Genomic DNA, 23,335 nt, shown 5'->3' with positions numbered 1-23,335 from the left:
AAACGCGCGGACGCCGATGCCGCATTGCGACACTGCACAATTACTTTGAGTCGCACGACTTACGTTGTTCGTCGAAAAAGGCGCGAACGTGCTCAGGCAGTTCAGCCCCCAGAAACTCGACGCCAGCGGGTTCCGGATCCGGGCAAAAAACTTTATCCGGGGTCGGAATCTTCGGTGGTTTGGCATCCATGATCTTTCTCCTTTACGAACCGATTATCTGCCTCGGTCCCCGTTTTGCACCAGCGCCTGATGAATGTCGCATCTTCTGTGTTGCTTTAACGGAACAGCGCGACATCGAAGCAGAATGTTTCAATAGAATTTATTGATTCACTGCTGCTCTACGTTGCGCGCCGTGATCCGTCTAATTCAGCCAATCTCTCCGTCGTCCATTTGCTTTCCGCTTTATGCCGCGTCACTTTTAGCGAATCGATCGCTTATGTTGCGCGCCGCACATTTACTTCAGTTCATATGAAGAAGCGTCAGGCTATTTTGTGCAGTGCCACATCGCCGTTTGAGGTGACTTAAGCGGCCGAACGTTCGTTTATATATCGGCCGAATCAGCTGTTTATTCAACCCCTCATATTTTGTAAACGAGCGATTCGCGAGTCCGTTGACGAGCGCGAACACTTTTTCTACATCGGCGGAGTAAATCAGTGCACTCACGCGCGACCTGATGATTTATCGGTATGCGTAGCACTGTGTCAGTCGACGCCTGAGGCTCCGCCAGGGAATTGCTGCCGCAGATAGGGGGCAGTGCGGCTCGCCTTCGCTAGCGCCACTTCTGCTGGCGTGCCATGCGCGACGATCCGGCCACCGGCATCGCCGGCCTCCGGGCCTACATCGATGATCCAGTCGCCCTGCGCGGCCACGCGCATGTCGTGTTCGACCACCACCACGGTGTTGCCGGCATCGACGAGCCCCTGCAGTTGCACCATCAGCCGGTCGACGTCGGCGGGATGCAGTCCGGTCGTCGGCTCGTCGAGGATGTACAGGGTGTCGCCGCGTTGCGCACGTTGCAGCTCGGTGGCGAGTTTGATCCGCTGCGCTTCGCCGCCGGACAACTCGGTGGCCGGCTGGCCGAGCCTTAAATAGCCCAGGCCGATGTCGCGTAGCACGCTCAAGGCGCGCATCACGCTCCCTTCTTCGGTGAAGAAAGCACAGGCGGCGTCGACCGTCAGGCCGAGTACGTCGGCGATATTTTTATCCCGCCACGTCACTTCCAGCGTTTGTGGGTTGTAGCGGGTGCCGTGGCAGGTCGAGCAGGGTGCGTAGACGCTCGGCAGGAACAGCAGCTCGACGCTGACGAAGCCTTCGCCCTCGCAGGTCGGGCATCGCCCCTGCGCGACGTTGAACGAAAACCGGCCGGCGCCATAGCGGCGTTTGCGCGCCAGCGGCGTCTCTGCGAACAGCTTGCGCACGTGGTCGAAGAGGCCCGTGTAAGTGGCGAGGTTCGATCGCGGCGTGCGCCCGATCGGTTTCTGGTCGACGCGTACGAGCCGGCGCAGGGCGTCCATGCCTGCGGTGATCTCGCCGCCGGTGGGCGCCGTGGTCGTGGCGAGCAAGGGATCCTGCTCGTCGTCATCGGGACTTTCGATGATCTTGCCCAGGTGGCTCGCGACCAGCTCCGGCAGCGCCTGGCTTACCAGACTCGACTTGCCCGACCCCGACACGCCCGTGACCGTGGTGAAGCAGCCGAGCGGGAACGCGGCGTTCAGGCCGCGCAGATTGTTTCGCGTGACGCCGGCGAGCCGCAGCCAGCCGCGCGGTTTGCGCGGCGTTCTCTCCACTGGTGCGGGCGGCGCAAACAGATGCCGCCGGGTTTGCGATGCCTCGACTTGCGCCAGACCGGCCGGCGGTCCGCTATAGACCACGTGGCCGCCCGCTTCCCCCGCGGCCGGGCCGACGTCGACCAGCCAGTCGGCGCGTCGCATCATCTGCAGATCGTGTTCGACGACGAACAGCGAGTTGCCCGCCGCCTTCAGTCCTTGCAGTGCGCTGTAGAGCGCCTCGCCGTCGGCGGGATGCAGGCCGGCGGAGGGTTCGTCGAGCACATACACCACGCCGAAGAGCTGCGACGACAATTGCGTGGCGAGCCGCAAGCGCTGCAATTCCCCCGACGACAGCGTGGGGGTCGCGCGGTCCAGCGCAAGGTAGCCGAGACCGAGATCGATGAGCGTCGTCAACCGTTCGAGCAGTTCGGCGGCGATGCGTTGGGCCGCGAGGCGTTTCTCCCCGGACAGGTTCGGCGTGCGCCTCACGTCAGGCGACGCCTTGTGCGCGGAGCCGCCGCCGGCGACCCGCTGGTCGACCGCGTCGCGCCTCTCGCTCTTGCTGAGCACGCCGCCTTTTTTGGCTGGCTTCGTGCTGTGGGCGTCGGGCCATTCGCCGCGTGCGATCGGCTCGAGTAGCACCGCCAGTCGTGCCAGCGGCAACTGCGAAAACTCCCCAATGTCGAGCCCGGCGAACTTCACCGACAGCGCGGTTTTCTTGAGCCGCTTGCCCTGGCAATCCGGACAGACGCTGCCGATCATGTACTGCGACACGCGCTTTTTCATCAGCGCGCTTTGGGTGTTCGCGAAGGTGTGCAGTACGTAGCGACGTGCGCCGGTGAAGGTGCCCTGATAGCTCGGTTCGTCCCGTCGCTTGAGCGCAGCGCGAGTTTCCTTGGGCGTCAGGCCAGCATAGACGGGGGCGGTCGGCTGGTCGTCGGTGAAGAGAATCCAGTCGCGATCTTTTTTCGGCAAGTCGCGCCAGGGCGTGTCGACGTCGTAGCCGAGCGTCACCAGAATGTCGCGCAGATTCTGCCCGTGCCAGGCGGGTGGCCACGCGGCGATAGCGCGCTCGCGGATTGTCAGCGAGTCGTCCGGCACCATGGTTTTTTCGGTGACTTCGTAGACGCGGCCGAGTCCATGACAGGTCGGGCAGGCGCCTTGTACGGTGTTGGGTGAAAAGTCTTCGGCGAACAGCATGGCCTGCTTCGGCGGATAGTCGCCGGTGCGCGAGTAGAGCATGCGTACGAGACTCGACAGCGTCGTCACGCTCCCCACCGACGAGCGCGCGCTCGGTGTGCCGCGTTGCTGTTGCAGGGCGACTGCGGGTGGCAGTCCTTCGATGGCGTCGACTTCCGGCACGCCGACCTGGTCGATCAGGCGCCGTGCATAGGGCGCAACCGATTCGAAGTAGCGGCGCTGCGCCTCGGCGTATAGCGTGCCGAATGCCAGCGACGATTTGCCCGAACCGGATACGCCCGTGAACACCACCAGCGCGTCGCGGGGAATCTGCACATCGACGTTCTTGAGATTGTGTTCACGCGCGCCGCGCACGCGGACGAAACCGGTGGGCGAGAAGGGCTCGGCGTTGGGCGGGGTGTCGGCTTGCTTGCGGATGGCGTCCATGTCGATCGATAGCGGAGTGGCGCGACGCCGGAACTGACGTCCGGCGAACCACGGTGGAGTTGCACGGAGCATGCCCGGGTTGGCTTGCGCGTGAAGAGATCGTGATCACCTTCTATCATTAAATATAGCGATCCACCGCCTCGCGTGCGGTGGCCAACGGACGCGTCGCGATTCGCGCGGATGATGGCAGCCTTAGCCCTTCAGAGAGTTCGTCATGGAAAACGCTGTGTATTGGAAAGGACGTCAGGTCGGTATTGAGTGTGCCGGCCGGATCATGTGGTTTTCATCGGCGCCGCTGGAGGCCATGGCCGCGTATGGCGCGCCGAAGGCAACGACAGAACCGGCGATCGTCGAGAATGCCGTCGTCGCGCGCAATCTGGGCGTTACGGCGCAATTTGATCGGCGATAGAGGCGGGTGGGGAAAGAGAAAAAAGCACGGCGGAAAGCAAAAAGCCCAGTCGCGAGGACTGGGCTTTTTGCTTGAATCTTGTGGTGCCGGAAAGAGGAATCGAACCCCCGACCTTCGCATTACGAATGCGCTGCTCTACCGTCTGAGCTATTCCGGCATCAGGAGAAACGAGATTATAGGGACTCTTTTATGACTTTGGCAAGTCCCTAAACTCACTTTTTTGCTTCGAGATGGTAGCGGGTGATGCGGTCGACCTCGTTCTTCGAGCCGAGGTACACGGCTACGCGTTCGTGCAGGCTCTTCGGCTGAATATCGAGAATGCGTTTTTCGCCGTTGGTGGCAGCGCCGCCCGCCTGCTCGACGATAAACGCCATCGGGTTCGCTTCGTACATGAGACGCAGCTTGCCCGGCTTGTCCGGCGTGCGCTTGTCGGCCGGGTACATGAAGATGCCGCCGCGATTCAGGATACGGTGCACGTCTGCCACCATCGACGCGATCCAGCGCATGTTGAAATCGCTTTGACGCGAGCCGTCCTTGCCGTCTTTCAATTCGCCGATGTACTGCTCGACCGGCGGATACCAATGGCGCTCGTTCGACTGATTGATCGCATATTCACGCGTTTCGACCGGAATGCGCATATCGCTTTGCGTGAGCACCCACGAGCCCAGTTCGCGGTCGAGCGTAAAGCAGTTCACGCCATTGCCGGTGGTCAGCACCAGCACGGTTTGCGGGCCGTAGACCGCATAACCCGCGGCAACCTGCTGCGTGCCCGGTTGCAGGAACGATTGCTCGGTGGGCTGTTGGCCGTCCGGGCAACGCAGCACCGAGAAGATCGTGCCGATCGACACATTCACGTCGATATTCGACGAGCCGTCGAGCGGGTCGAACACCAGCAGGTATTCACCCTTCGGGTAGTTGGCCGGGATCGGGAAGAACTGTTCCATTTCCTCGGATGCCATGCCGGCCAGATTGCCGCCCCATTCATTGGCTTCGAGCAGGATTTCGTTCGAGAGGATGTCGAGCTTCTTCTGCACTTCGCCCTGCACGTTCTCGCTGCCCGCCGTGCCGAGCGCATCGCCCAGCGCGCCCTTGCTGACGTGGTAGCTGATCGCCTTGCACGCGCGCGCGACGACTTCGATCAAAAGGCGCAGATCGGCGGGCAGATTGTTGGTCTCGCGCTGCTGCTCGATCAGGTACTTCGTGAGAGTGGTACGACGTTGCAAAGCCATTGCTGTACTCCGGGAAGGCTTGAGGAATATCTCGATTTTAACCGCTCGTTGTGTCGACTCCGTGCTTTTACTGAGTCAGTGCGTGTAGCGGTGCCGCGTAACACGGCATTGCCCGGCAGTTCAGGCCTTACGACGCGGCTTGCCGGGGTTGGCGCGACCGCTCAGGCTGGCGGCGAGCGCGGCCGCGCGCGCGTGCCCGGCCGGGATAGCCGGCATGGCAGGCCGATCCGCCGTCGGCATGGGTTCGATCTCGCGTTCGATCTGCTCGCCCGCTGCTGCGGTGGCGACGCTTAGGTCGTAGGCGATTTGCAGGTTGAGCCAGAACTGCGCGCTCGCGCCGAAGTAGCGTTCGAGTCGCAGCGCGGTATCCGCCGAGATGGCGCGCTTGCCGCGCACGACGTCGTTGATACGCGGCGCCGGCACGCGCAGCGCGAGCGCAAGCGCATTCACGGACATGCCGAGCGGGTCGAGGAACTCGCTGCGCAGAATCTCGCCCGGATGGATTTGCGGGATGCGCTCGCCGGTGTCGATGTCCGAGAAATCGATGCTGCCCAGATCGGCGCGTTTGATGACCATGCTGGTCTCCCAATAATCAGTGATCGTCGACGATTTCGACATTCAGCGCCTCCCCGTCGACGAAATGAAAGCAGATGCGCCATTGCGCATTGATCCGGATGCTCCACTGTCCGCTGCGCTGCCCTTGCAAAGCTTCGAGCCGGTTGCCGGGCGGCGCATGCAGATCGCAGATGGACTCCGCGATGCGTTTACCTTCCCTTGTTTGGAGCGCGACGAACAGTCGTCCAGATGGCTAACGTTAGCGAGCGCCATGCGGCCTTCGCACAAATTCAGGACGAAAAAAAGCCGGCATATATGCCGGCTTTTCAAGACTGAAGCAGCCTTCACGCGAACATCACGCCAGCGCTTTCTCGACGATCTCGCGCACGTCGCGTGACTTGACCTGCGCAGCCACCTTTTCCAGCGCCGCGCGCATGCCGTCACGCAGCGTCGGCGTGAAGCGGCGCCACAATTCCAGCGAGCGGGCCAGACGCGCGGCCACTTGCGGATTGATGGCATCCAGCGCGATCACCTGTTCGGCCCAGAATGCATAGCCCGAGCCGTCCTCTGCGTGGAACTGCGCCGGGTTCGCCGCGCAGAAGCTGAAAATCAGCGAGCGCGCGCGGTTCGGGTTCTTGAGGTTGAAGGCCGGGTGCGCCATCAGTTTGCGCACGATCTCGATCACCGGACGCTGTGCGCTGCCGCGCTGCGTACCTTGCAACGCGAACCACTTGTCGATGACGAGCGGCTCTTTCTCGAAGCGCCGGTAGAAATCGTCGAGCGCCTGCTGGGCTTCGACGCTGCCGCCTTGCGCCGCCGACGCATTGAGCAGCGCAGAGAGCGCCGCCGAACGGTCGGTCATGTTGTTCGCGGAGTCGTATTGTGCGGACGCGAGGCGCACGGCCTCGGCCGGATTGTCGAGTTCCGCGAGATACGAGAGCGCGAGATTCTTCAGTGCGCGGTGACCCGAAGCCTCGGGCGTCGCCTCATAGGCGCCCGGCGTGCGATGCTGGTCGTACACCTTGAGCCAGTCGCTCCTGAGCGCGTTGGCCAGCCGCTTGCGGACGAACTGTCGTGCCGCGTGCACGGCAGCCGGATTCGACTCCGCCATCTGCTCGGCCAGATAGGCTTCGGAGGGCAGCATCAAGGCCAGTTCGCGGAACGACGGCGAGAGCGTTTCGTCGGTCAGCACGCGTGCGAACGCGGCGACCACGGAGTCGTCGAGTTGCAGCGGCACGCCCGTGGCGGCACGGCCGGCGAGCGCCAGCAGCTCGCGCGTGGCGAGTCGTTGACCGGCTTCCCAGCGGTTGAACGGATCGCTGTCGTGCGCGAGCAGGAACGCGAGTTGATCCGCCGAGTAGTCGTATTCGACGATCACCGGCGCCGAGAAATTGCGCAGCAGCGAGGGCAGGGGTTCCTGCGCCACATTGACGAACGTGAAGGTCTGTTCGGTCTGCGTGAACTCGAGCACGCGCGTGGTCGCAGCCGAAGCGTTGCTTTCGCCGTCGAGTTGCAGCGGCAGATCCTTGCCGTCCTTGCCGATCAGGCCGATCGCGAACGGGATCAGCAGCGGTCCCTTTTGCGTGTCGCGGGTGGCCGGGGCGCCTTCGCCATAGCCTTGCTTGAGCGTCACGCTGTAGCGCTGTTGTGCCGGGTCGTACTGCGTGCGCACGGACACGCGCGGCGTGCCGGCCTGGCTGTACCAGCGCTCGAACTGCGCGAGATCGCGGCCGTTGGCGTCGGCGAGCGCGTGGCGGAAGTCGTCGCAGGTCACGGCCTGGCCGTCGTGGCGCTTGAAGTACAGGTCCATGCCCTTGCGGAAGCCGTCGCGACCGAACAGCGTCTGATACATCCGCACGACTTCCGAGCCTTTCTCGTAGACCGTCATCGTGTAGAAGTTGTTGATCTCGACGTAGCTCTCCGGGCGCACCGGATGCGCCATCGGACCTGCGTCTTCGGCGAACTGCATCTGCCGCAGCACGCGCACGTCTTCGATACGCTTGGTGGCGCGCGCGGCTTCGTCGGTGGCGCCGCCTGCCATGTCGGCCGAGAATTCCTGGTCGCGGAATACCGTCAGGCCTTCTTTCAGACTCAGCTGGAACCAGTCGCGGCAAGTCACGCGATTGCCGGTCCAGTTGTGGAAGTACTCGTGACCGACCACCGCCTCGATGTTGGCGAAGTCGGTATCCGTCGCCGTTTCGGGGTTCGCCAGCACGTACTTCGTGTTGAAGACGTTGAGCCCTTTGTTTTCCATCGCGCCCATGTTGAAGTCGCTCACGGCGACGATCATGAAGCGGTCCAGATCGAGTTCGAGCCCGAAGCGTTCCTCGTCCCAGCGGATCGAGTTGATCAGCGAATCCATGGCGTGCTGCGTCTTGTCGAGATCGTGCGGCTCGACCCAGACCTGCAGGAGTTTTTCCTTGCCGGAGCCGCTCGTCACGCGCTCTTCCAGCGCGACCAGCTTGCCCGCGACCAGCGCGAACAGATAGCTCGGTTTCCTGAACGGATCTTCCCAGCGGGCAAAGTGGCGGCCGTCCGGCAGATCGCCTTCTTCGAGCAGGTTGCCGTTGGATAGCAACACCGGATAATCTGCCTTGTTGGCGCGTAGCGTGACCGTGTAGGTCGCCATCACGTCCGGGCGGTCGAGGAAATAGGTGATGCGGCGAAAGCCCTCGGCCTCGCACTGGGTGAAGAAGTTGCCGCCCGAGACGTACAGGCCCGATAGCGTGGTGTTCGCGGCCGGATCGCAGAGGCTGGTGAGCGTCAGCTCGAAGTCATCCGGCACGTTGTCGAGCCGCAGGCCGTGTTCATGCGCGTGGGCGTTGGCAAACGGCTGGCCGTCGATCGTCGCGCCGACGAATTCGAGTTGCTCGCCCATCAGCTCCAGATGCGACGCACGCGATGCGTCCGGGTTGCGGCGCACCCGCATGGTGTTCCTGACCACCGTGCGTTCGGGGACGAGATCGAATTCGAGTGCGACGGTGTCGATCAGGAAAGCGGGCGGCGCGTAATCGGCGCGTCGGATCACATTGGGCGTTGCGGTATCGGCCATGGCGTTCTGTAGGATGGGAACTCGAGTCGGCAAGCTCGCTTCTGACGTGCGAGCCGGGCTTGTCGAGCCATTGTACAAAGCCTCGGCCGATCGTGCGAAACGAACTTTTTACCGAATGGCCAGGTCAGCGTATTATCGGGCGCCCGCTTGCAGCTAGCGACGACGGGCAACACAGAGGCAATCCATAGGCTTCACGAGGTAGACCATGAAAATCGATCGATGGACCCGTCGCGTCACGTTGCTGCTTGGGACGCTCACGGTGCTGCTGTCCGGGTGTACGACCTACGTGACCACCCAGGTCACGGCTTTCTCCGACTGGAACGGCAGCGACGCAACGCGCACGTTCGCGTTCACGCGTCCGGCGGGCGAGCAGAACAATCTCGAACTCACCACTTATGAGCGGCTCGTCGGCAACGAACTCGCCACGCATTCGTTCCGTCAGGTCGACAGCGCGCAGGCCCGCTATCTCGTCGGGCTGTCGTATGGGATTCGCTCCGACATGGTGACGGTTGCCCAGCCGGTCTATTACAACCCGTGGCCGGGGCCTTACTGGGGTCGCCCGTTCGATCCGTGGGGGCCGTGGGGTCCGTTTCCGGATGCTTATGTGAACCAGAGCTATCCGGTCTTCACGCATCTGCTGGGCGTACGGATCACCGAGCGCGCGACGGGCAAGGAGGTCTACAACGTGACGGCGCGTAACACGGGCGGCGAGTCGTCGCTGGTGCGCGCCATGCCGTATCTGGCGCGCAGCGCGCTGGCCGACTTCCCGCTCGGCAACGGCGTCGTCCATACCGTCAAGATTCCGCTCGATCCGGCAAGCGGCGCGGCTCCGTCGAACGAAGTGGCCGCGGCGGGCGCCGCGCCTGCTGCCGCGCCCGCGGCGGCTTCGGGGGCGCAGGTCGTGCAGTGACAGACGGTGGCCGCAGCGGAATGCAGTCACCGTAGCGCTACAACGGCAAGAAGCAAAAAGGCCCGGCAGGGACGACCTGCCGGGCCTTTTTATTTGTGCGCGAACCGCGCTTAAACGCCCACGCCGAACAACGCCATCGTGCCGAGAATCACGAACATCACGGCAGCGATGCCGTGCACGAGTTTGGTCGGCAAACGATGTGCGAAGCGGTCGCCGAGCAGGATCGCCGGCACGTTGGCGATCATCATGCCGAGCGTCGTGCCACCCACCACGCCGAAGAAGTCGTGAAAGCGCGCGGCGAGGGCGACCGTCGCGATCTGCGTCTTGTCGCCCATCTCAGCGAGAAAGAACGTCACGACCGTCGCGCCGAACACGCCGAAGTGCGTTCGGCTAGTGTTGGCTTCCTCGTCGTCGAGCTTGTCCGGCACGAGAATCCACAAGCCCATGCCGATGAACGAGGCGGCCAGCGCCCAGCGCATGATGGTCGGCGTGAGCAGCGAGCCGAGCCAGGCGCCGAGTGCACCGGCACAGGCGTGATTGACGAGGGTGGCGGTGAGCACGCCGAGAATGATCGGCAGCGGCTTGCGATAGCGCGCGGCGAGCACGAGCGAGAGCAATTGCGTCTTGTCGCCGATCTCGGCGAGCGCGACCGCTCCGGTCGAAATGAGAAAAGCGTGATCCACGTGGTTGATTCCCCGGGCCGAGATATGAACGAGCGACGACCCACGACACGCCGGGCCCTGTTGCGGCGCGTGTGGATCATCGGTCTCGCCAGGCCAGAGGCTGCGGCTGCCATGGCCGTACAGGCCAAGTCTGTTGACAGGCGCCCCCGCGAACCGCACATGCGACGCACCGGGTACTCGCGGTGCGGACGTGCCGCGGGGCGGCTACTCCCCAATGAGGGACGGAGTATAGCAGGCGCGCTCCGCGCTGCGGCGCATTCGCGGCGCGGGCATGGCACCGCCTTCGAAAGTGAAACACTCTGTTAGAAAGTCGAATGAAAGCCTTCCCGTTAGTGCCGGATCGGCGTGCGATCGCGTTTTTTGCCGGCAGCGTCGGCGCGGCGGTACGGATACAGATGGATACGTCTTTTAAGGCTGATTTAATCCAGAATATTCAGTATGATTCCGGCGACCAAAGGGTGCCTGAGCCGATCCTTCAGACTAATTGACGTGTGTGCCTAAATAATCGGGGCCACGTGCCGTTAAGTCGCTGAACCTTATATAAGAAGACTGGATTGATTCCCGGCCGGAGATTGCCGGCCCGCGCGGCGCGCGCACGCTGCAACGTCGGCGTATGCCGTCAGGCGCCTCAGCCTCTCCTCGCATCTACGCGCGAACACCGATATGCCCGATCTGCACTGGACCATTCCGATCGCTCGCTGGTCTAGCTGGCCTGCTGCCGCATCTGCCGCACCCGATATTGGCTTTATCGAGCCGATCGTGCGGCGTCGTCTGAGCACTCTGTCCCGAGTCGCGCTGAAGGTGGCGCACGACTGCATCGCCGAGACGGACGCCCGGGTCGTCTTCGCATCGCGCCACGGCGAATTGCGCCGCACCACGGACATTTTGCGCGCTATCAGCGCGGGCGAACCGGTGTCGCCCACGGCTTTCAGCCTGTCGGTGCTGAATGCGATGACCGGTGTATTCGGTATCGCGCGGGGCGACCGGTCTGCGGCGAGCGCGATCTCGGCCGGCGCGGAAACGCTCGGCTACGCGTTGCTGGAGGCGTACGCGCAGTACGCCACCCAGCCGGATTCGCCGGTACTCGTGGTGTATGCCGACGAACCGGCCGATCCGGCCTACGGCACGATCGAAGACGAAGTGCACGGCGGGGCGATCGCCATCCTGCTCGATAACGATGCGGCGACCGGCCAGCTCGTTTGCACGCTGTTTCCTGATAGTGGACAGCGAGCCGGCACCGGCCAGCACGGCAACCGAGCGGGCAACCCGGACGCGCCGGCGCGTTTCGCCACGCAGAGCCAGGCGTTGCTGCACTGCCTGGGAACGGGCGATCCCGCCATCTGGCAAGGCACGGGCGCCGCCTGGCACTGGAGTTGGCATGACCGCGCGGCTTGATTACCTCTGGCGCCTGTGCGCGACGGGCCTCGCGTTCGTGGTGTTCGGCCTATGCGGCGTGCTGTTTTCGGTGCTGGTGTTTCCGTTCGCCTGGCTGTGGCCGCACCGCGCATCGCGCCAGTTCGCGGTAACGAGTGTGATTCACGGCTTTTTCCGCGCGCTGGTGGCCGTGTTGCAGCGCGTCGGCGTGATGGAGCTCGAAGTGTCGGGCGTCGAGGCATTGCGCAAGGGCGGCCCGGCGATCGTGGTCGCCAATCACCCGACTTACCTCGACGTGATGGTGCTGCTTTCGCTTACGCCGCACGCCTGTTGCGTGGTGAAGAACGCCCACTGGAGCAACCCGTGTTTCTGGGGCATCGTGCGCTCGGCGGAGTACGTCAGCAATGCCGATCCCATGGAACTGGTCGAAGCCGGCGCGAAGCAACTGGCCGCAGGCTATACCATGATCATTTTTCCCGAAGGCACGCGCAGTCCCGCGCCGAACCGGCTGCACGCGTTTTCACGCGGTTTCGCGCATATGGCGCTGAAGGTCGGCGCGCCGATCGTGCCGGTGTTGATGGACTGCGATCCGCCTGCCTTCACCAAGCAGATGCGCTGGTACGACGTGCCGGCGCGCGCCTTCCGGATACGCGTGAACGTGCTCGAGCCGCTGGGCATCGAGCAGCTCGCGGCGCATGACACTCCACCGGCTCTCGCGGCACGCAGCGTGACGAGCGCCGTCGAAGCCCACATTACACAGCACCTGTTCGATTATGGATTCTTTAAAACTGGAAATTAAACAGCTCCTGATCGAAGCCCTCGATCTGGAAGACCTGAGCCCGGCCGACATCGACGACGATGCACCGTTGTTCGAGACCGACGGGATCGGTCTGGACTCGATCGACGCGCTGGAAATCGGCATCGTGCTGCGCAAACAATACCAACTGACCATCGCAGCGAACGACGAACGCACGCGCGAACACTTCCGCTCGATCAGCTCGCTGGCCGCGCTGGTCGCGAGTCAACGCGAAGCGGCGCACGCTGCGAACGAAACCAAGAAGGGGGAATGAACCGTGTCCGAGGCAGAGATTCTTGAGCGCATCCGCGCCATCTTCAGAGAGAACTTCGCGATCGAGCCGGAGCGTGTCACGCCCGACGCGCATCTGTTCGAAGACCTCGATCTCGACAGCATCGACGCCGTCGACCTCGCCATCAAGCTGCAGGAAATGACGGGCCGCCGTATCAAGCCGGAAGAGTTCAAATCGGTGCGCACGGTCGGCGATGTGATCGTCGCGGTCGAATCCCTGCTGGCGGCACAAGGCTGATGCCTCTCGCGCGATCGCGATCGCGAACGGCGGCCGGGGGGCCTGTCGCGGATTCGGCCAGTATCCAGACGGAGCGCCACCTGGGCAAAACCGTCGTGCAGGTTCTCCTGAAGCTCGCGTATCCCGCGTTGATTCTGTGCGCGTGGCGCTGGGACACGCCGCGTTACGTCGGCTGCATGCTGTTTGCGATTTTGTGGCTGCAGCGCTGGGCGGGCAGTGGTCCCGTCGCTACCTCGCTGCGCCGTCTTGCCACGATCGACTGGGTCGTCGTCGGGCTGCTGAGCTGCGCCTCGGCGGCCATCGTGCTGACCAACAGCGAGTTGCTGTTGCGTCTTTATCCGTCGCTGGTGAATCTGGGCTTGCTGATCGCGTTCGGCGCGACGCTCGTGCGCGGCCCATCGATGATCGAAAAATTCGCGCGGCTCGGCAATCCCGATCTGCCGCCGGGCGCGGTGCGCCATACGCATCGCGTGACCCAGGTCTGGTGCGGATTCTTCGCGCTGAACGGCGCGTTTTCCGCTTATACGGCGCTGTACTGGAGCCGCGCGAGCTGGTCGCTCTATAACGGCGCAATCGCTTATGGGCTGATCGGCGTGCTGCTGGTGGCCGAGGTCATCTGGCGCTATCTGGTCGTGTTGCCGCGAGCCGCGCGGTCGGGGGCGGCATGATCGCGTTGCACGACCTGTTGTCGGCGGACCATCGGGGCGACTCGCCGACTGCGCCGGTTTGCCGGGACGGCTCCCTCGTGCTCGATCGCGCGGCATTTCGTGCACGGGTCGCGCAGCTGGTGCCACTATTGCAAACGCGAAACGCACGGCGCTACGCCGTGTGCATCGACGATCCCTTCGATTTCGCGTGCGTGCTGTTCGCCCTGTTCGCGAGCGGCAAGGAGCCGGTGATTCCGGCGAATTCGACGCCGGGTTATCTCGCCGATCTCGCCGGTGCGTATGAAGTCGTGCTGACTGGCACAGACTTGCCGCCATTCGCATCGTCGGGCGGCAGCGCCGAGGCAGCGCCGTCACGCACCGCTTACACGATCGACCCCCAGGCTCCGCTCACGCTCTACACCTCGGGCAGCAGCGGCATACCGAAACCGATCAGTAAAACGCTCGCGCAATTCAACGCCGAAGTGCACACGCTGGAGACGCAGTGGGGCGCGTTGATCGGCGACGCGACGATGCTCGCGAGCGTGCCGCATCATCATATCTACGGTTTGCTGTTTCGCGTGTTGTGGCCGCTGGCTGCGGGACGTGCATTCGACCGCGCGCTCAGCATCGAACCCTTGCATCTGCAAACGCAGATCGAGCAATCCGGCGCGACCGTGGTCGTCTCGACGCCCGCGCAACTATCGCGTTGGCCCGCGTTGCCGGGCTTCGCTGCATTGACGCCTGCGCCGCGCGCGTTTTTCTCGTCGGGCGGCCCGCTTGCGCTGGAGAGCGCGCAGGAATACGCCGCAACCTATGGCGCCGCGCCGCTGGAAATTTACGGCAGCACGGAAACCGGCGGCATCGCGTGGCGGCGTCAGGACCAGACCGATGCATGGCAGACGGTCGCCGGTATCGAAGTGCGTCGCGATGAAGACGGCGCGCTGAACGTGCGCTCGCCGCACCTCGATCATCGCGGCTGGCATCGGACGGACGATCGCATCGTATTCGACGAGCAAGGCCGTTTCCGTCTGCAAGGCCGGCTCGATCGCGTCCTCAAGCTCGACGGCAAACGCGTGTCGTTGCCGGAACTGGAAGTGCGGCTGGCGCTGCATCCGTATGTCGCGCAAGCGGCCGTCGTGCCGCTGGAGGGCGCCTCGCGCGAGCGCGTCGGCGCCGTCGTGGCGTTGACGGAAGTCGGCAGCGAAGCGTTACGCAGCGAAGGTCGCGTGCTACTTGCAAAGACGCTGCGCCGCCATCTCGCCGACTATTTCGATGTCGTGGTGCTGCCGCGTCATTGGCGCTTCCGTGTCACCTTGCCGTTCGACGCGCGCGGCAAGCTGCCGGTAAGCGCCGTGGCGGCCGCATTCGAGCCGCGCGCCGAAGGCATGGAAGTGCTGGCCGAAGCGCGTAGCGGCGACACACTGCACTTTGAATTGCGCGTGCCGCCAACCCTTGTGCATTTCGCCGGCCACTTTCCTGGTCTGCCGATTTTGCCGGGCGTGGTTCAAGTCGACTGGGCCGTGCGTCTTGCCGCCGACCATGTGCCTGCGGCACGCGCGGTCGCGTCGATCGATCGTCTGAAATTCATGGCGCCGGTGTCGCCGGGTGCCGTGCTCAGGCTCACGCTGGTCCACGACGCGTCACGCCGGCGCATGCAGTTCGCGTACCGGTTGGGCGGCCGCGATTGCGCATCCGGTGTGATCGTCTACGGGGAGGGCGCGTGATGAGCTTCGCCCCGTGCATCGTCATTCCGATCTACAACCACAAGGATGCGATCGGCGCGACCATCGCCAATCTGGCGGTTCACGACCTGCCGATTTTCGTCGTCGACGACGGCAGCGACGAAGCCACCCAGCACGTGCTCGCTGCGCTTGCGCAGCAATACGCCGGGCAACTCACGCTGCTGCGCCTGCCGGTCAACGGCGGCAAAGGCGCGGCGGTGATGGCGGGCCTGCGCGCTGCGCGCGCGGCGCACTTCACGCACGCCTTGCAGATCGACGCCGACGGCCAGCACGACGCCACCGACGTGCCGCGTTTCATCGAAGCCGCGCGCGCCGAACCGGGCGCGGTGATTCTCGGCCGCCCGGTCTATGACGAGAGCGTGCCGAAAGCGCGCCTCTACGGCCGCTATCTGACGCACGTGTGGGTGTGGATCGAAACCCTTTCGCTGACGATCCGCGACTCGATGTGCGGCTTCCGGCTCTATCCGCTCGCACTTGCCTGCGACCTGATCGACAGCGTGCAACTGCCGACGCGCATGGATTTCGACATCGAGATTCTCGTGCGCCTCTATTGGCGGCGCGCGGCGTTCCGCTCGATTCCGACGCACGTGACTTACGCAAGCGACGGCGTTTCGCATTTCGACGTGCTGTGGGACAACGTGCGCATCAGTCGTAGTCATACGCGTCTCGTGTTCGGCATGCTGGGGCGTCTGCCGCTGCTGCTCGCACACAAGGTGATGCCGCGCCGGGCCGACGCGCTTGGCGACGAGCAGGACTGGTGGCGGATCGCGGAGCGCGGCAGTCATCTCGGCATGTCCTTGCTCGCCCTCAGTTGCAAGCTGTTCGGCCGTCGCTTTACCGCGCTATGGCTGCATCCGGTCGTTGCCTATTTTCTGCTGACGGGCCGCGCCGCGCGCGAAGCGTCGAGCAATTACTTCAGGCATCTCGGCGAAGCCGCGCCGAACGGCGGCACGCCGCGTCCGGGCTGGCTGTCTGCCTATCGGCACATGCTGGCGTTCGCGCAGTCGGGCTTCGACAAACTTGCCGCGTGGTCCGGGCGTGTGAACAACGCCGACGTCAAATTCGAAGACCCGTCCGCGTTCCAGGCGCTGGCGGCGAGCGGCAAGGGCGCGCTCGTGATCGGTGCGCATCTCGGCAATCTGGAAATGACCCGCGCGCTCGCCGCACAGGGCGCTTATGCGAAAGTCACGGCGGTCGTCTACACGGAACACGCGCGCCGTTTCAATAGCGTGCTGGCGTCGGCGAATAGCGAATTCGCGCGGCATTTGCTCGAAGTGCGCGACTTCGGACCCGAGACTGCGATGATGATGCAGGAGCGCGTCGATGCGGGCGAGTTGCTCGTGATCGTCGGCGATCGCGTCCCTGCTCGCGAAGCGGGCCGCACCACGGAAGCGCAATTTCTCGGCTCGACCGCACCGTTCGCGCAGGGTCCGTATGTGCTCGCGCATGCGCTCGGCTGCCCGGTCTATCTGTTCTTCTGTCTGAAAGAGCAGGACGGCTATCGTCTATATTTCGAGCCCTTTGCCGAGCGCATCGAGTTGCCGCGCCGCGAACGCGCGCAGCATCTCGCGGCGTGGGCGCAGCGTTATGCCGCGCGTCTCGAACACTATTGCCGCAAGGCACCTTATCAATGGTTCAACTTCTTCGATTTCTGGGCCAGCCCCAAACGAGGCGCGAATGGCCGAACATGATTTGATCGACGTGCCGCTGCATGCCGCGGTGAGCGCAGGAGCGAATGCGGACGAAGCGACGCCCGTTACGATCGGCGGCCGCAAGCTGACGATCGAAGAGGTCGTCGCGATTGCACGGCATCGTGCGCCGGTTTCCCTGAGCGCCGATCCGGCGTGGCGTGTGCGGATTCAACGCGGCGCGGATTTTCTGCGCCGGCATCTGGCGGCGGGCGCCACTGTGTACGGCGTCAACACCGGTTACGGCGACGCCTGCGTGGTCGACGTGCCGATGGAACTGGTCGAGGCCTTGCCGCTGCAACTCACGCGTTATCACGGCTGCGGCATGGGCCAGTATCTCGACGACGCACAGACGCTCGCGGTGATCGCCGCGCGCCTCAATTCACTGGCGTATGGTTTTTCCGGCGTGCGTCCCGTGTTGCTCGAACGCCTTGCCGATCTCATCAACCATCGCGTGCTGCCGCGCATTCCCTCGGAAGGCTCGGTCGGCGCCAGTGGCGATCTCACGCCGCTGTCGTACGTGGCCGCCGCGCTCGCCGGCGAGCGCGAAGTGATGTTCGAAGGACAGTCGCGCGATGTGCGTGACGTGTGGGCCGAACTCGGCCAGGCACCGCTCACGCTCGCGCCGAAAGAAGGCCTCGCACTGATGAACGGCACCGCGGTCATGACGGGCCTCGCGTGTCTCGCCTTCGCCCGCGCCGATCATCTGACGCGCCTGTGTGCACGCCTCACGGCGCTGTGCACGGTTGCGCTCGACGGCCGCGCTGCGCACTTCGACGCCACGCTCTTCGAAGTGAAACCGCACGCGGGCCAGGCCGAAGCCGCCGCGTGGATTCGCGACGATCTGAGCGGACGCGACGATACGCCCGGCCATCGTCTGCAGGACCGCTATTCGATTCGCTGCGCGCCGCACGTGATCGGCGTGGCGCGCGACGCGCTGACGTGGGTGCGTCGCGACATCGAGAACGAACTGAACAGCGCGAACGACAACCCGCTGATCGATCCCGACAACGAACGCGTGCTGCACGGCGGCAATTTTTACGGCGGGCATATTGCGTTCGCGATGGATTCGCTGAAAGTCGCGGTTGCCAATCTCGCCGATCTGATGGATCGTCAACTTGCCTTGCTGGTCGACGTGAATTTCAACAATGGCCTGCCGCGCAATCTGTCGGGCGCGGCGCCCGCGCGTGCCGCAATCAATCACGGCTTCAAGGCCGTGCAGATTTCGTCGTCTGCCTGGACTGCCGAAGCGTTGAAGAACACGATGCCCGCGAGCGTCTTTTCGCGCTCGACCGAAGCGCACAATCAGGACAAGGTCAGCATGGGCACGATCGCCGCGCGCGACTGCTTGCGCGTGCTGGAATTGACCGAGCAGGTCGCGGCCGCGCACACGCTCGCGACGGTGCAGGCCGCGCGTTTGCGTCTGAAGATCGACAGCGCGACGCCGGTGCCCGCGCCGTTGCAAAAGTTCGTGGAAAGCGTGAGCGCGCAATCGCCGTTCGTCGACGAAGACCGCGCGCTGGAGAGCGACCTGCGCGCGTTGAACGCGCGCATTGCCGCGTGCGATCTGCTGCACGACTATCGCGGAGGATCGAACCCATGACGGAACCCCGCAAGGTACTGAGCGCGAGCGCGACGGTCGAAGTGCCGTTTCACGACGTCGACGCGATGAACGTGTGCTGGCACGGCCACTATCTGAAGTACTTCGAGATCGGCCGCGCGGCCCTGCTGCGCGTCTTCGATTACGACTACCGCGAGATGCAGGCGTCGGGCTATCTGTGGCCGATCGTCGAGGCGCATCTGAAGTATGTGCGTCCGGCAACTTACGGTCAGCAGATCGAAGTGCGCACGCAACTGCTCGAACACGAAAACCGCCTGAAAATAGGCTATGAAATCGTCGATTGTGCGTCCGGCACGCGACTGACCAAGGGCTATACGATCCAGGTCGCGGTGGATGCCGTCACTCAGGAACTGCAATTCGTGTCCCCGCCGGTGGTGTTCGAAAAGCTGGAGCGCGTATGGGGACGATGAGACGGCGTGCGGCGATGGTCAAAGTACTGGGCGCGCTCTTGCTGGCAGCGTTCGCGGCTTCTGCTGCACGAGCGGCCCCGCCGGCACAACCGACGCATTCAACGGCAAGCGCCGGCAACCCCGCTTTAGTCTCGCAGATCGCCGCGCACCTTGCCCAGGCCAAAGGCGTCCGCGCGCAATTCACGCAGACGCAGACGCTCGCCGCGATGAAGCAGCCGCTCGTGAGCACGGGCTCGCTGCTGTTCTTCCGCGAACGCGGCGTGATCTGGCAGATCGACACACCGTACAAAGCCACCTATGTCATCACCGATGCCGGCGTCACGGAACTCGACGCCACCGGGCAGCGCGTGACGAGCCATAGCGCACGAGGTGCGCGTGGCGTCGCTGAAGTGTCGAAGATGATGCGCGCGATGCTCGGCGGCGATCTTTCCTCGCTGTACTCGCAATTCGACGTGCAAGCCGAAGGCAGTGCCGCTCAATGGCGTATGCAGCTCACGCCGAACCAGCCGCAGATCGCGCAATCGATCAAAGCTCTGGCGATGAACGGCGGCGACTTTCTGCAAAGTTTGCATATCACGCTCGCGAACGGCGACCTCACGCGTCTCGACTTTGCAAAGAGCGTGACGGTCGACGAACCGACGGCGGCTGAACTCGGCCTGTTCGGGGCGCACTGATGGACATGTCGCAGCAGCCATCCGCGAAACGGGCGTGGGGCATGCGTGCCGCGTGGCTGTTGCTCGCGCTCGTCACGGCGCTGTATTGCGGCTGGCGATTCGCGGGACCGTCGCCGTTGCAGACCAATCTGCTGGCGTTGCTGCCCGCCACCGAAGCCGACCCGGTCGCCGAAAAAGCGGTCGATACACTGGCGAGCGCGCTTGGGGACCGTACCGTTTTTCTCGTCACCGGCCGCGACGATGCGCGCGCGAAAGCGGCGGCGAAGCAACTGGGCGCGTCGCTGCAGAAGAGCGGGGCGTTCGGTTCGGTGACGGCCGAGTTGCCGCCGTTCGATCTGTCGCAAATCGCCACGTTGTACATGCCGTATCGCTTCGGCTTGTTGACGCCGGCCGATCGCACGGCGCTCGCGAGCGTCAGTACAGGCGCCGGACCGAACGGCGGAAAAGACACCACACTGCATGACGCGCTCGCCCAGCGCCTCTACAGTCCCTTGCGCGGTGGCCTGACTACGTCCCTCACCGACGACCCCTTCGGCTGGCTCGAACACTGGCTCGGCAATCTGCCGCTCGCCACGTCGAACCTCGAACTCGAGGACAACCTGCTGGTCTCGCATCACGGCGGCCTCACCAGCGTGCTGATCGTCGCGACGTTGCCGGGCTCCGCCTACGAAACAAAAACGCAGCGCGCCGTACTCGCGGCACTTGCCCAGGGCGAGAGGGCGTTGAAGCAGGCCTTCCCGGATGTTGCCGTCGCGCGAACCGGCGCCGTGTTTTACGCGCAGTCCGCTCGCAGTGCATCGGAACACGAGGTGCATCTGATCGGCGTGGCCTCGCTGTGCGGTATCGCGCTGCTGATGATGTGGGTGTTCCGCTCGCCGCGTCTGCTGCTGCTCGGCTTCGTGTCGACCGCACTCGGCATCGTTTGCGCGCTGGCGGCGACGCTGCTCGTGTTCGGCCAACTGCATTTGCTGACCCTGGTGTTCGGCGCCAGTCTGATCGGCGAAGCAGTCGACTATTCGATCCAGTACTTCGTGATCTATCTCGGCGCACAGCAAGATTGGGACGCGCGACGCGGCGCGCGAGCGGTGCGTCCGGCATTGAGTGTCGCATTGGCGACGAGTCTGCTCGGCTATGCGATCCTCACGTGGGTGCCTTTTCCCGCGCTCAAACAGATCGCGTGTTTTGCGATGGTGGGTATCGCCACGGCCTTCGCCTCGGTACTGTGGCTGTTGCCTGCCTTGCTCACCCGCGCGCCGACGCGCAGCCCGCAGCGCGTATTCGCCGGAGCCGCGCGCCTGCTGAGCGCCTGGCATCGCGTGATCGGTGGAAAGCGTGCGTGGTTCGTCGCGGCCCTGCTGCTGGTCGTGGCGATTCCGGGCTGGCTGCGTCTGTCCAGCGACGACGATATTCACCTGCTGATCCAGCGCGATCCGGTGCTCGTCGCGCAGGAAGACAAGGTACGCGATGCGGTGGGTGTCGATAACAGCGCACAGTTTTTCGTCGTGCGCGGCGACACGCAAGAGGCCGTGCTGCAACGCGCCGAAGCCCTGGACGCAAAACTGGACGCGTTGAACGGCACCGCGAACAAGGTGGGCAACTATCAGTCGATCGTGCAATTCGTGCCGTCCGCGCGGCAGCAGAACGCCGACCGCGCGCTGCTCGCGCAGCACGTATTCGACGACCCGGCCGCACTACGCGCCACGCTTCTGCAAGCCGGCTTCAAGGACCAGGTCGCCGACGCCTGGCTCGCCGCTTACGCGAGGCCGCACGCGCCGCTCACCGTCGACACGTGGCTCGCTGCGCCATGGTCGCAGCCCTACAGGCATCTCTGGCTGGGCGAAGTCGATGCGGCCACCCAAGCCTATGCGTCGGTCGTGATTCCCCAAGGCGTGACGCCGCAGAACGAACCCGCGCTGATGGCCATCGCGAAGGCATTGCCCGGCGTCGTCTTCGTCGACAAAGCGGCGAGCGTGTCGAAGCTGTTCGGCGAGTATCGCGTGGACAGCGGCTGGTGGCTCGGCGGCGCACTCGCCCTGGTTTGCGCGCTGTTGATGCTGCGCTACCGCGTGCGCGGCGGCATCGCCGTGACGTTGCCGGTGCTGCTCGCCGTGGGCGTGTCGCTCGCGGTGTTCGGCTACGCGCGTATGCCGCTCGATCTCTTCAACTGGCTTGCGCTGATGCTGGTGCTCGGCGTGGGCGCAAACTATGCCGTGTTCCTGCGCGAAGGCTGCCTGCGCGCGGACGCGGACCTCGGCGCGGTGTGGACGGGCGTGCTGCTGTCGGCGGCCACCACGTTGTTGTCGTTCGGCATGCTCGGCATGAGCGCGATGCCCGCGTTGCAGAGCTTCGGCGCCACGCTCGCGCTCGGCATCCTGGTGTCGGTGCTGCTCGCGCCGATCGGTATGCCATCGGAATCAAGGAGGGCCGCTTGAAAGCGCCATCAGTTTATTTGCACGCGCTCGGCATGATCAACGCGCTCGGCGGCGACCTCGACAGTATCGTGCCGGCCCTGGCCGCCGCGCGTTCGCCCGGCATGGCCAACGCGCATACGGGTATCGGCGAGGCGTTTCTCGGCAGCGTGCTCGCGCCGCTGGAGCTGGCGCCGCCCGCCGATCTCGCACGTTACGACTGCCGCAACAATCGTCTGCTGCTTGCCGCCCTGGCGCAGATCGCACCTGCCGTCGAGGCGGCGCGCGAGCGTTATGGCTCGCATCGCATCGGCGTCGTGCTCGGCACCAGCACGTCGGGCATCGAAGCGGCCGAAGCCGCCTTTGTCTATCAGGCGCAGGCCGGCAATCTGCCGGCGAACTTCAATTACCGGCAGATGGAGATCGGTACGGTCGCACCGTTCGCTGCCGCGGCACTGGGCGTGCAGGGTCCCGCATTGACGATTTCCACGGCCTGCACGTCGAGCGCGAAGGCCTTCGCGTCTGCGCGCCGTCTGCTGCAGTTGCAACTGTGCGATGCGGTAGTGGTCGGCGGCGTCGACTCCTTGTGCGAGCTGACCGTGCAGGGTTTCGCGTCGCTCGAATCGACCAGCGGCGTGCGCAGCAATCCGATGAGCCGCAACCGTTGCGGCATCAATGTCGGCGAAGGCGCGGCCGTGTTCCTGATGAGCCGCGATGAAGCGGCGGTGCGTCTCGCGGGTGTGGGTGAATCGAGCGACGCGCATCACATTTCCTCGCCGGATCCGCGCGGCGTGGGCGGCGAGCTGGCGCTACGCCAGGCGCTCGCCGACGCGGACATCGCGGCCTCGGCGATCGGCTATGTCAATCTGCACGCCACGGCGACGCGCAAGAACGACGAAATGGAAGCGACGCTGATGGCGCGCGTGTTTCCCGGGCGCGTGGCGACGAGCGGCACCAAGCCGTTGACGGGTCACCAACTCGGCGCAGCGGGCGCGACCGAACTCGGCTTTGCGTGGCTGACGCTCGCGCGCGAGGGCGTGCCGCTGCCGCGTCATCTATGGGACGGTGAGCCCGACCCCGCGCTGCCCGTGCTGGACCTCGTCGAGACCGAGCGATGCTTGCCGCGCGGCGGCACGGCACAGTACGTGATGAGCAACTCGTTCGCTTTTGGCGGCAGCAATGTCAGCCTGATCCTCGCACGATGACGCGCGCC

At 64.5% G+C, this 23,335-nt stretch carries 21 protein-coding genes, 1 tRNA gene, 1 pseudogene and 1 riboswitch; of the genes and pseudogenes, 15 read left to right on the top strand and 8 right to left on the bottom strand.

Annotation, left to right across the window (positions count from 1 at the left end; genetic code table 11):
- Positions 1–40 precede the first annotated feature (40 nt).
- Positions 41–190, bottom strand: a complete 150-nt coding sequence (locus FQ705_RS33980) for a hypothetical protein (RefSeq protein WP_186307798.1) — start codon at positions 188–190, stop codon at positions 41–43.
- Positions 191–701: 511 nt separating this feature from the next.
- Positions 702–3,395: an excinuclease ABC subunit UvrA gene (locus FQ705_RS05585; protein WP_144138445.1), complete on the bottom strand. Its 2,694-nt coding sequence runs from the start codon at positions 3,393–3,395 to the stop codon at positions 702–704.
- A gap of 214 nt (positions 3,396–3,609) precedes the next feature.
- Between FQ705_RS05585 and FQ705_RS05580 the strand changes: the two genes are divergently transcribed.
- Positions 3,610–3,804, top strand: coding sequence for a hypothetical protein (locus FQ705_RS05580; RefSeq protein WP_144138416.1), 195 nt, complete (start codon positions 3,610–3,612; stop codon positions 3,802–3,804).
- 81 nt (positions 3,805–3,885) lie between these two features.
- Here the strand turns inward: FQ705_RS05580 and FQ705_RS05575 are convergent.
- The 5 genes and pseudogenes from FQ705_RS05575 to pepN form a co-directional block, all read right to left on the bottom strand.
- Positions 3,886–3,961, bottom strand: a tRNA-Thr gene (locus FQ705_RS05575).
- Positions 3,962–4,016: 55 nt separating this feature from the next.
- Positions 4,017–5,033, bottom strand: coding sequence for a class 1 fructose-bisphosphatase (locus tag FQ705_RS05570; RefSeq protein WP_144138415.1), 1,017 nt, complete (start codon positions 5,031–5,033; stop codon positions 4,017–4,019).
- Between the two features lie 120 nt (positions 5,034–5,153).
- Positions 5,154–5,609, bottom strand: coding sequence for a HigA family addiction module antitoxin (locus tag FQ705_RS05565; protein ID WP_144138414.1), 456 nt, complete (start codon positions 5,607–5,609; stop codon positions 5,154–5,156).
- A 16-nt stretch (positions 5,610–5,625) separates the two neighbouring features.
- Positions 5,626–5,790, bottom strand: a pseudogene (locus FQ705_RS05560) (type II toxin-antitoxin system RelE/ParE family toxin); the annotation flags it as partial.
- A 153-nt stretch (positions 5,791–5,943) separates the two neighbouring features.
- Positions 5,944–8,640, bottom strand: a complete 2,697-nt coding sequence (gene pepN, locus FQ705_RS05555; RefSeq protein WP_144138413.1) for an aminopeptidase N — start codon at positions 8,638–8,640, stop codon at positions 5,944–5,946.
- 205 nt (positions 8,641–8,845) lie between these two features.
- On the opposite strand from pepN, the gene FQ705_RS05550 reads away from it, so the two are divergent.
- Positions 8,846–9,550, top strand: coding sequence for a DUF4136 domain-containing protein (locus FQ705_RS05550; RefSeq protein WP_144138412.1), 705 nt, complete (start codon positions 8,846–8,848; stop codon positions 9,548–9,550).
- A 110-nt stretch (positions 9,551–9,660) separates the two neighbouring features.
- On the opposite strand, the gene FQ705_RS05545 is transcribed toward FQ705_RS05550, so the two are convergent.
- Positions 9,661–10,233 carry a TMEM165/GDT1 family protein gene (locus FQ705_RS05545; protein WP_144138411.1) on the bottom strand — a complete coding sequence of 191 codons (573 nt, stop codon included), beginning with the start codon at positions 10,231–10,233 and terminating at the stop codon, positions 9,661–9,663.
- A gap of 7 nt (positions 10,234–10,240) precedes the next feature.
- Positions 10,241–10,458, bottom strand: a riboswitch (yybP-ykoY riboswitch).
- A gap of 89 nt (positions 10,459–10,547) precedes the next feature.
- Between FQ705_RS05545 and FQ705_RS33975 the strand changes: the two genes are divergently transcribed.
- The 13 genes from FQ705_RS33975 (at position 10,548) to FQ705_RS05485 (ending at position 23,327) form a co-directional block, all read left to right on the top strand.
- Positions 10,548–10,721 (top strand): hypothetical protein, encoded by a 174-nt coding sequence (locus FQ705_RS33975; RefSeq protein WP_186307797.1) that lies wholly within the window; start codon positions 10,548–10,550, stop codon positions 10,719–10,721.
- Positions 10,722–10,896: 175 nt separating this feature from the next.
- On the top strand, positions 10,897–11,628 hold the full coding sequence (locus FQ705_RS05540; RefSeq protein WP_144138410.1) for a beta-ketoacyl synthase chain length factor: 732 nt from the start codon (positions 10,897–10,899) through the stop codon (positions 11,626–11,628).
- Complete coding sequence (locus tag FQ705_RS05535) at positions 11,612–12,406, top strand: lysophospholipid acyltransferase family protein (protein WP_144138409.1); 795 nt, start codon at positions 11,612–11,614, stop codon at positions 12,404–12,406. The genes FQ705_RS05540 and FQ705_RS05535 overlap by 17 nt, the downstream gene beginning before the upstream one ends.
- Positions 12,381–12,677 carry a phosphopantetheine-binding protein gene (locus tag FQ705_RS05530; RefSeq protein WP_144138408.1) on the top strand — a complete coding sequence of 99 codons (297 nt, stop codon included), beginning with the start codon at positions 12,381–12,383 and terminating at the stop codon, positions 12,675–12,677. Before FQ705_RS05535 ends, FQ705_RS05530 begins: the two co-directional genes overlap by 26 nt.
- Positions 12,678–12,680: 3 nt before the next feature.
- A complete protein-coding gene (locus tag FQ705_RS05525) occupies positions 12,681–12,932 on the top strand; it encodes an acyl carrier protein (protein ID WP_144138407.1) in 252 nt (83 codons plus the stop codon).
- Complete coding sequence (locus FQ705_RS05520; RefSeq protein ID WP_144138406.1) at positions 12,932–13,600, top strand: hypothetical protein; 669 nt, start codon at positions 12,932–12,934, stop codon at positions 13,598–13,600. Before FQ705_RS05525 ends, FQ705_RS05520 begins: the two co-directional genes overlap by 1 nt.
- Entirely contained in the window at positions 13,597–15,303 is a 1,707-nt protein-coding gene (locus FQ705_RS05515; protein ID WP_144138405.1) for an AMP-binding protein, read from the top strand. The genes FQ705_RS05520 and FQ705_RS05515 overlap by 4 nt, the downstream gene beginning before the upstream one ends.
- The gene (locus tag FQ705_RS05510; protein WP_144138404.1) at positions 15,303–17,012 is read left to right on the top strand and encodes a glycosyltransferase family 2 protein; all 1,710 of its coding nucleotides are present in this window, start codon (positions 15,303–15,305) and stop codon (positions 17,010–17,012) included. The genes FQ705_RS05515 and FQ705_RS05510 overlap by 1 nt, the downstream gene beginning before the upstream one ends.
- On the top strand, positions 16,999–18,612 hold the full coding sequence (hutH, locus tag FQ705_RS05505; RefSeq protein WP_144138403.1) for a histidine ammonia-lyase: 1,614 nt from the start codon (positions 16,999–17,001) through the stop codon (positions 18,610–18,612). The genes FQ705_RS05510 and hutH overlap by 14 nt, the downstream gene beginning before the upstream one ends.
- Positions 18,609–19,040, top strand: coding sequence for an acyl-CoA thioesterase (locus tag FQ705_RS05500; protein ID WP_144138402.1), 432 nt, complete (start codon positions 18,609–18,611; stop codon positions 19,038–19,040). Before hutH ends, FQ705_RS05500 begins: the two co-directional genes overlap by 4 nt.
- Entirely contained in the window at positions 19,028–19,714 is a 687-nt protein-coding gene (locus FQ705_RS05495; RefSeq protein ID WP_144138401.1) for a LolA family protein, read from the top strand. The genes FQ705_RS05500 and FQ705_RS05495 overlap by 13 nt, the downstream gene beginning before the upstream one ends.
- Positions 19,714–22,146 (top strand): MMPL family transporter, encoded by a 2,433-nt coding sequence (locus tag FQ705_RS05490; RefSeq protein WP_144138400.1) that lies wholly within the window; start codon positions 19,714–19,716, stop codon positions 22,144–22,146. Before FQ705_RS05495 ends, FQ705_RS05490 begins: the two co-directional genes overlap by 1 nt.
- Complete coding sequence (locus FQ705_RS05485) at positions 22,143–23,327, top strand: beta-ketoacyl-[acyl-carrier-protein] synthase family protein (protein ID WP_144138399.1); 1,185 nt, start codon at positions 22,143–22,145, stop codon at positions 23,325–23,327. The genes FQ705_RS05490 and FQ705_RS05485 overlap by 4 nt, the downstream gene beginning before the upstream one ends.
- Positions 23,328–23,335 lie beyond the last annotated feature (8 nt).

It is taken from the genome of Paraburkholderia sp. BCC1884, assembly GCF_900996225.1.
GTDB lineage: Bacteria > Pseudomonadota > Gammaproteobacteria > Burkholderiales > Burkholderiaceae > Paraburkholderia.
Note: the sequence above shows the minus strand (reverse complement) of the source record. Positions and strands in the feature narration are given on the sequence as shown.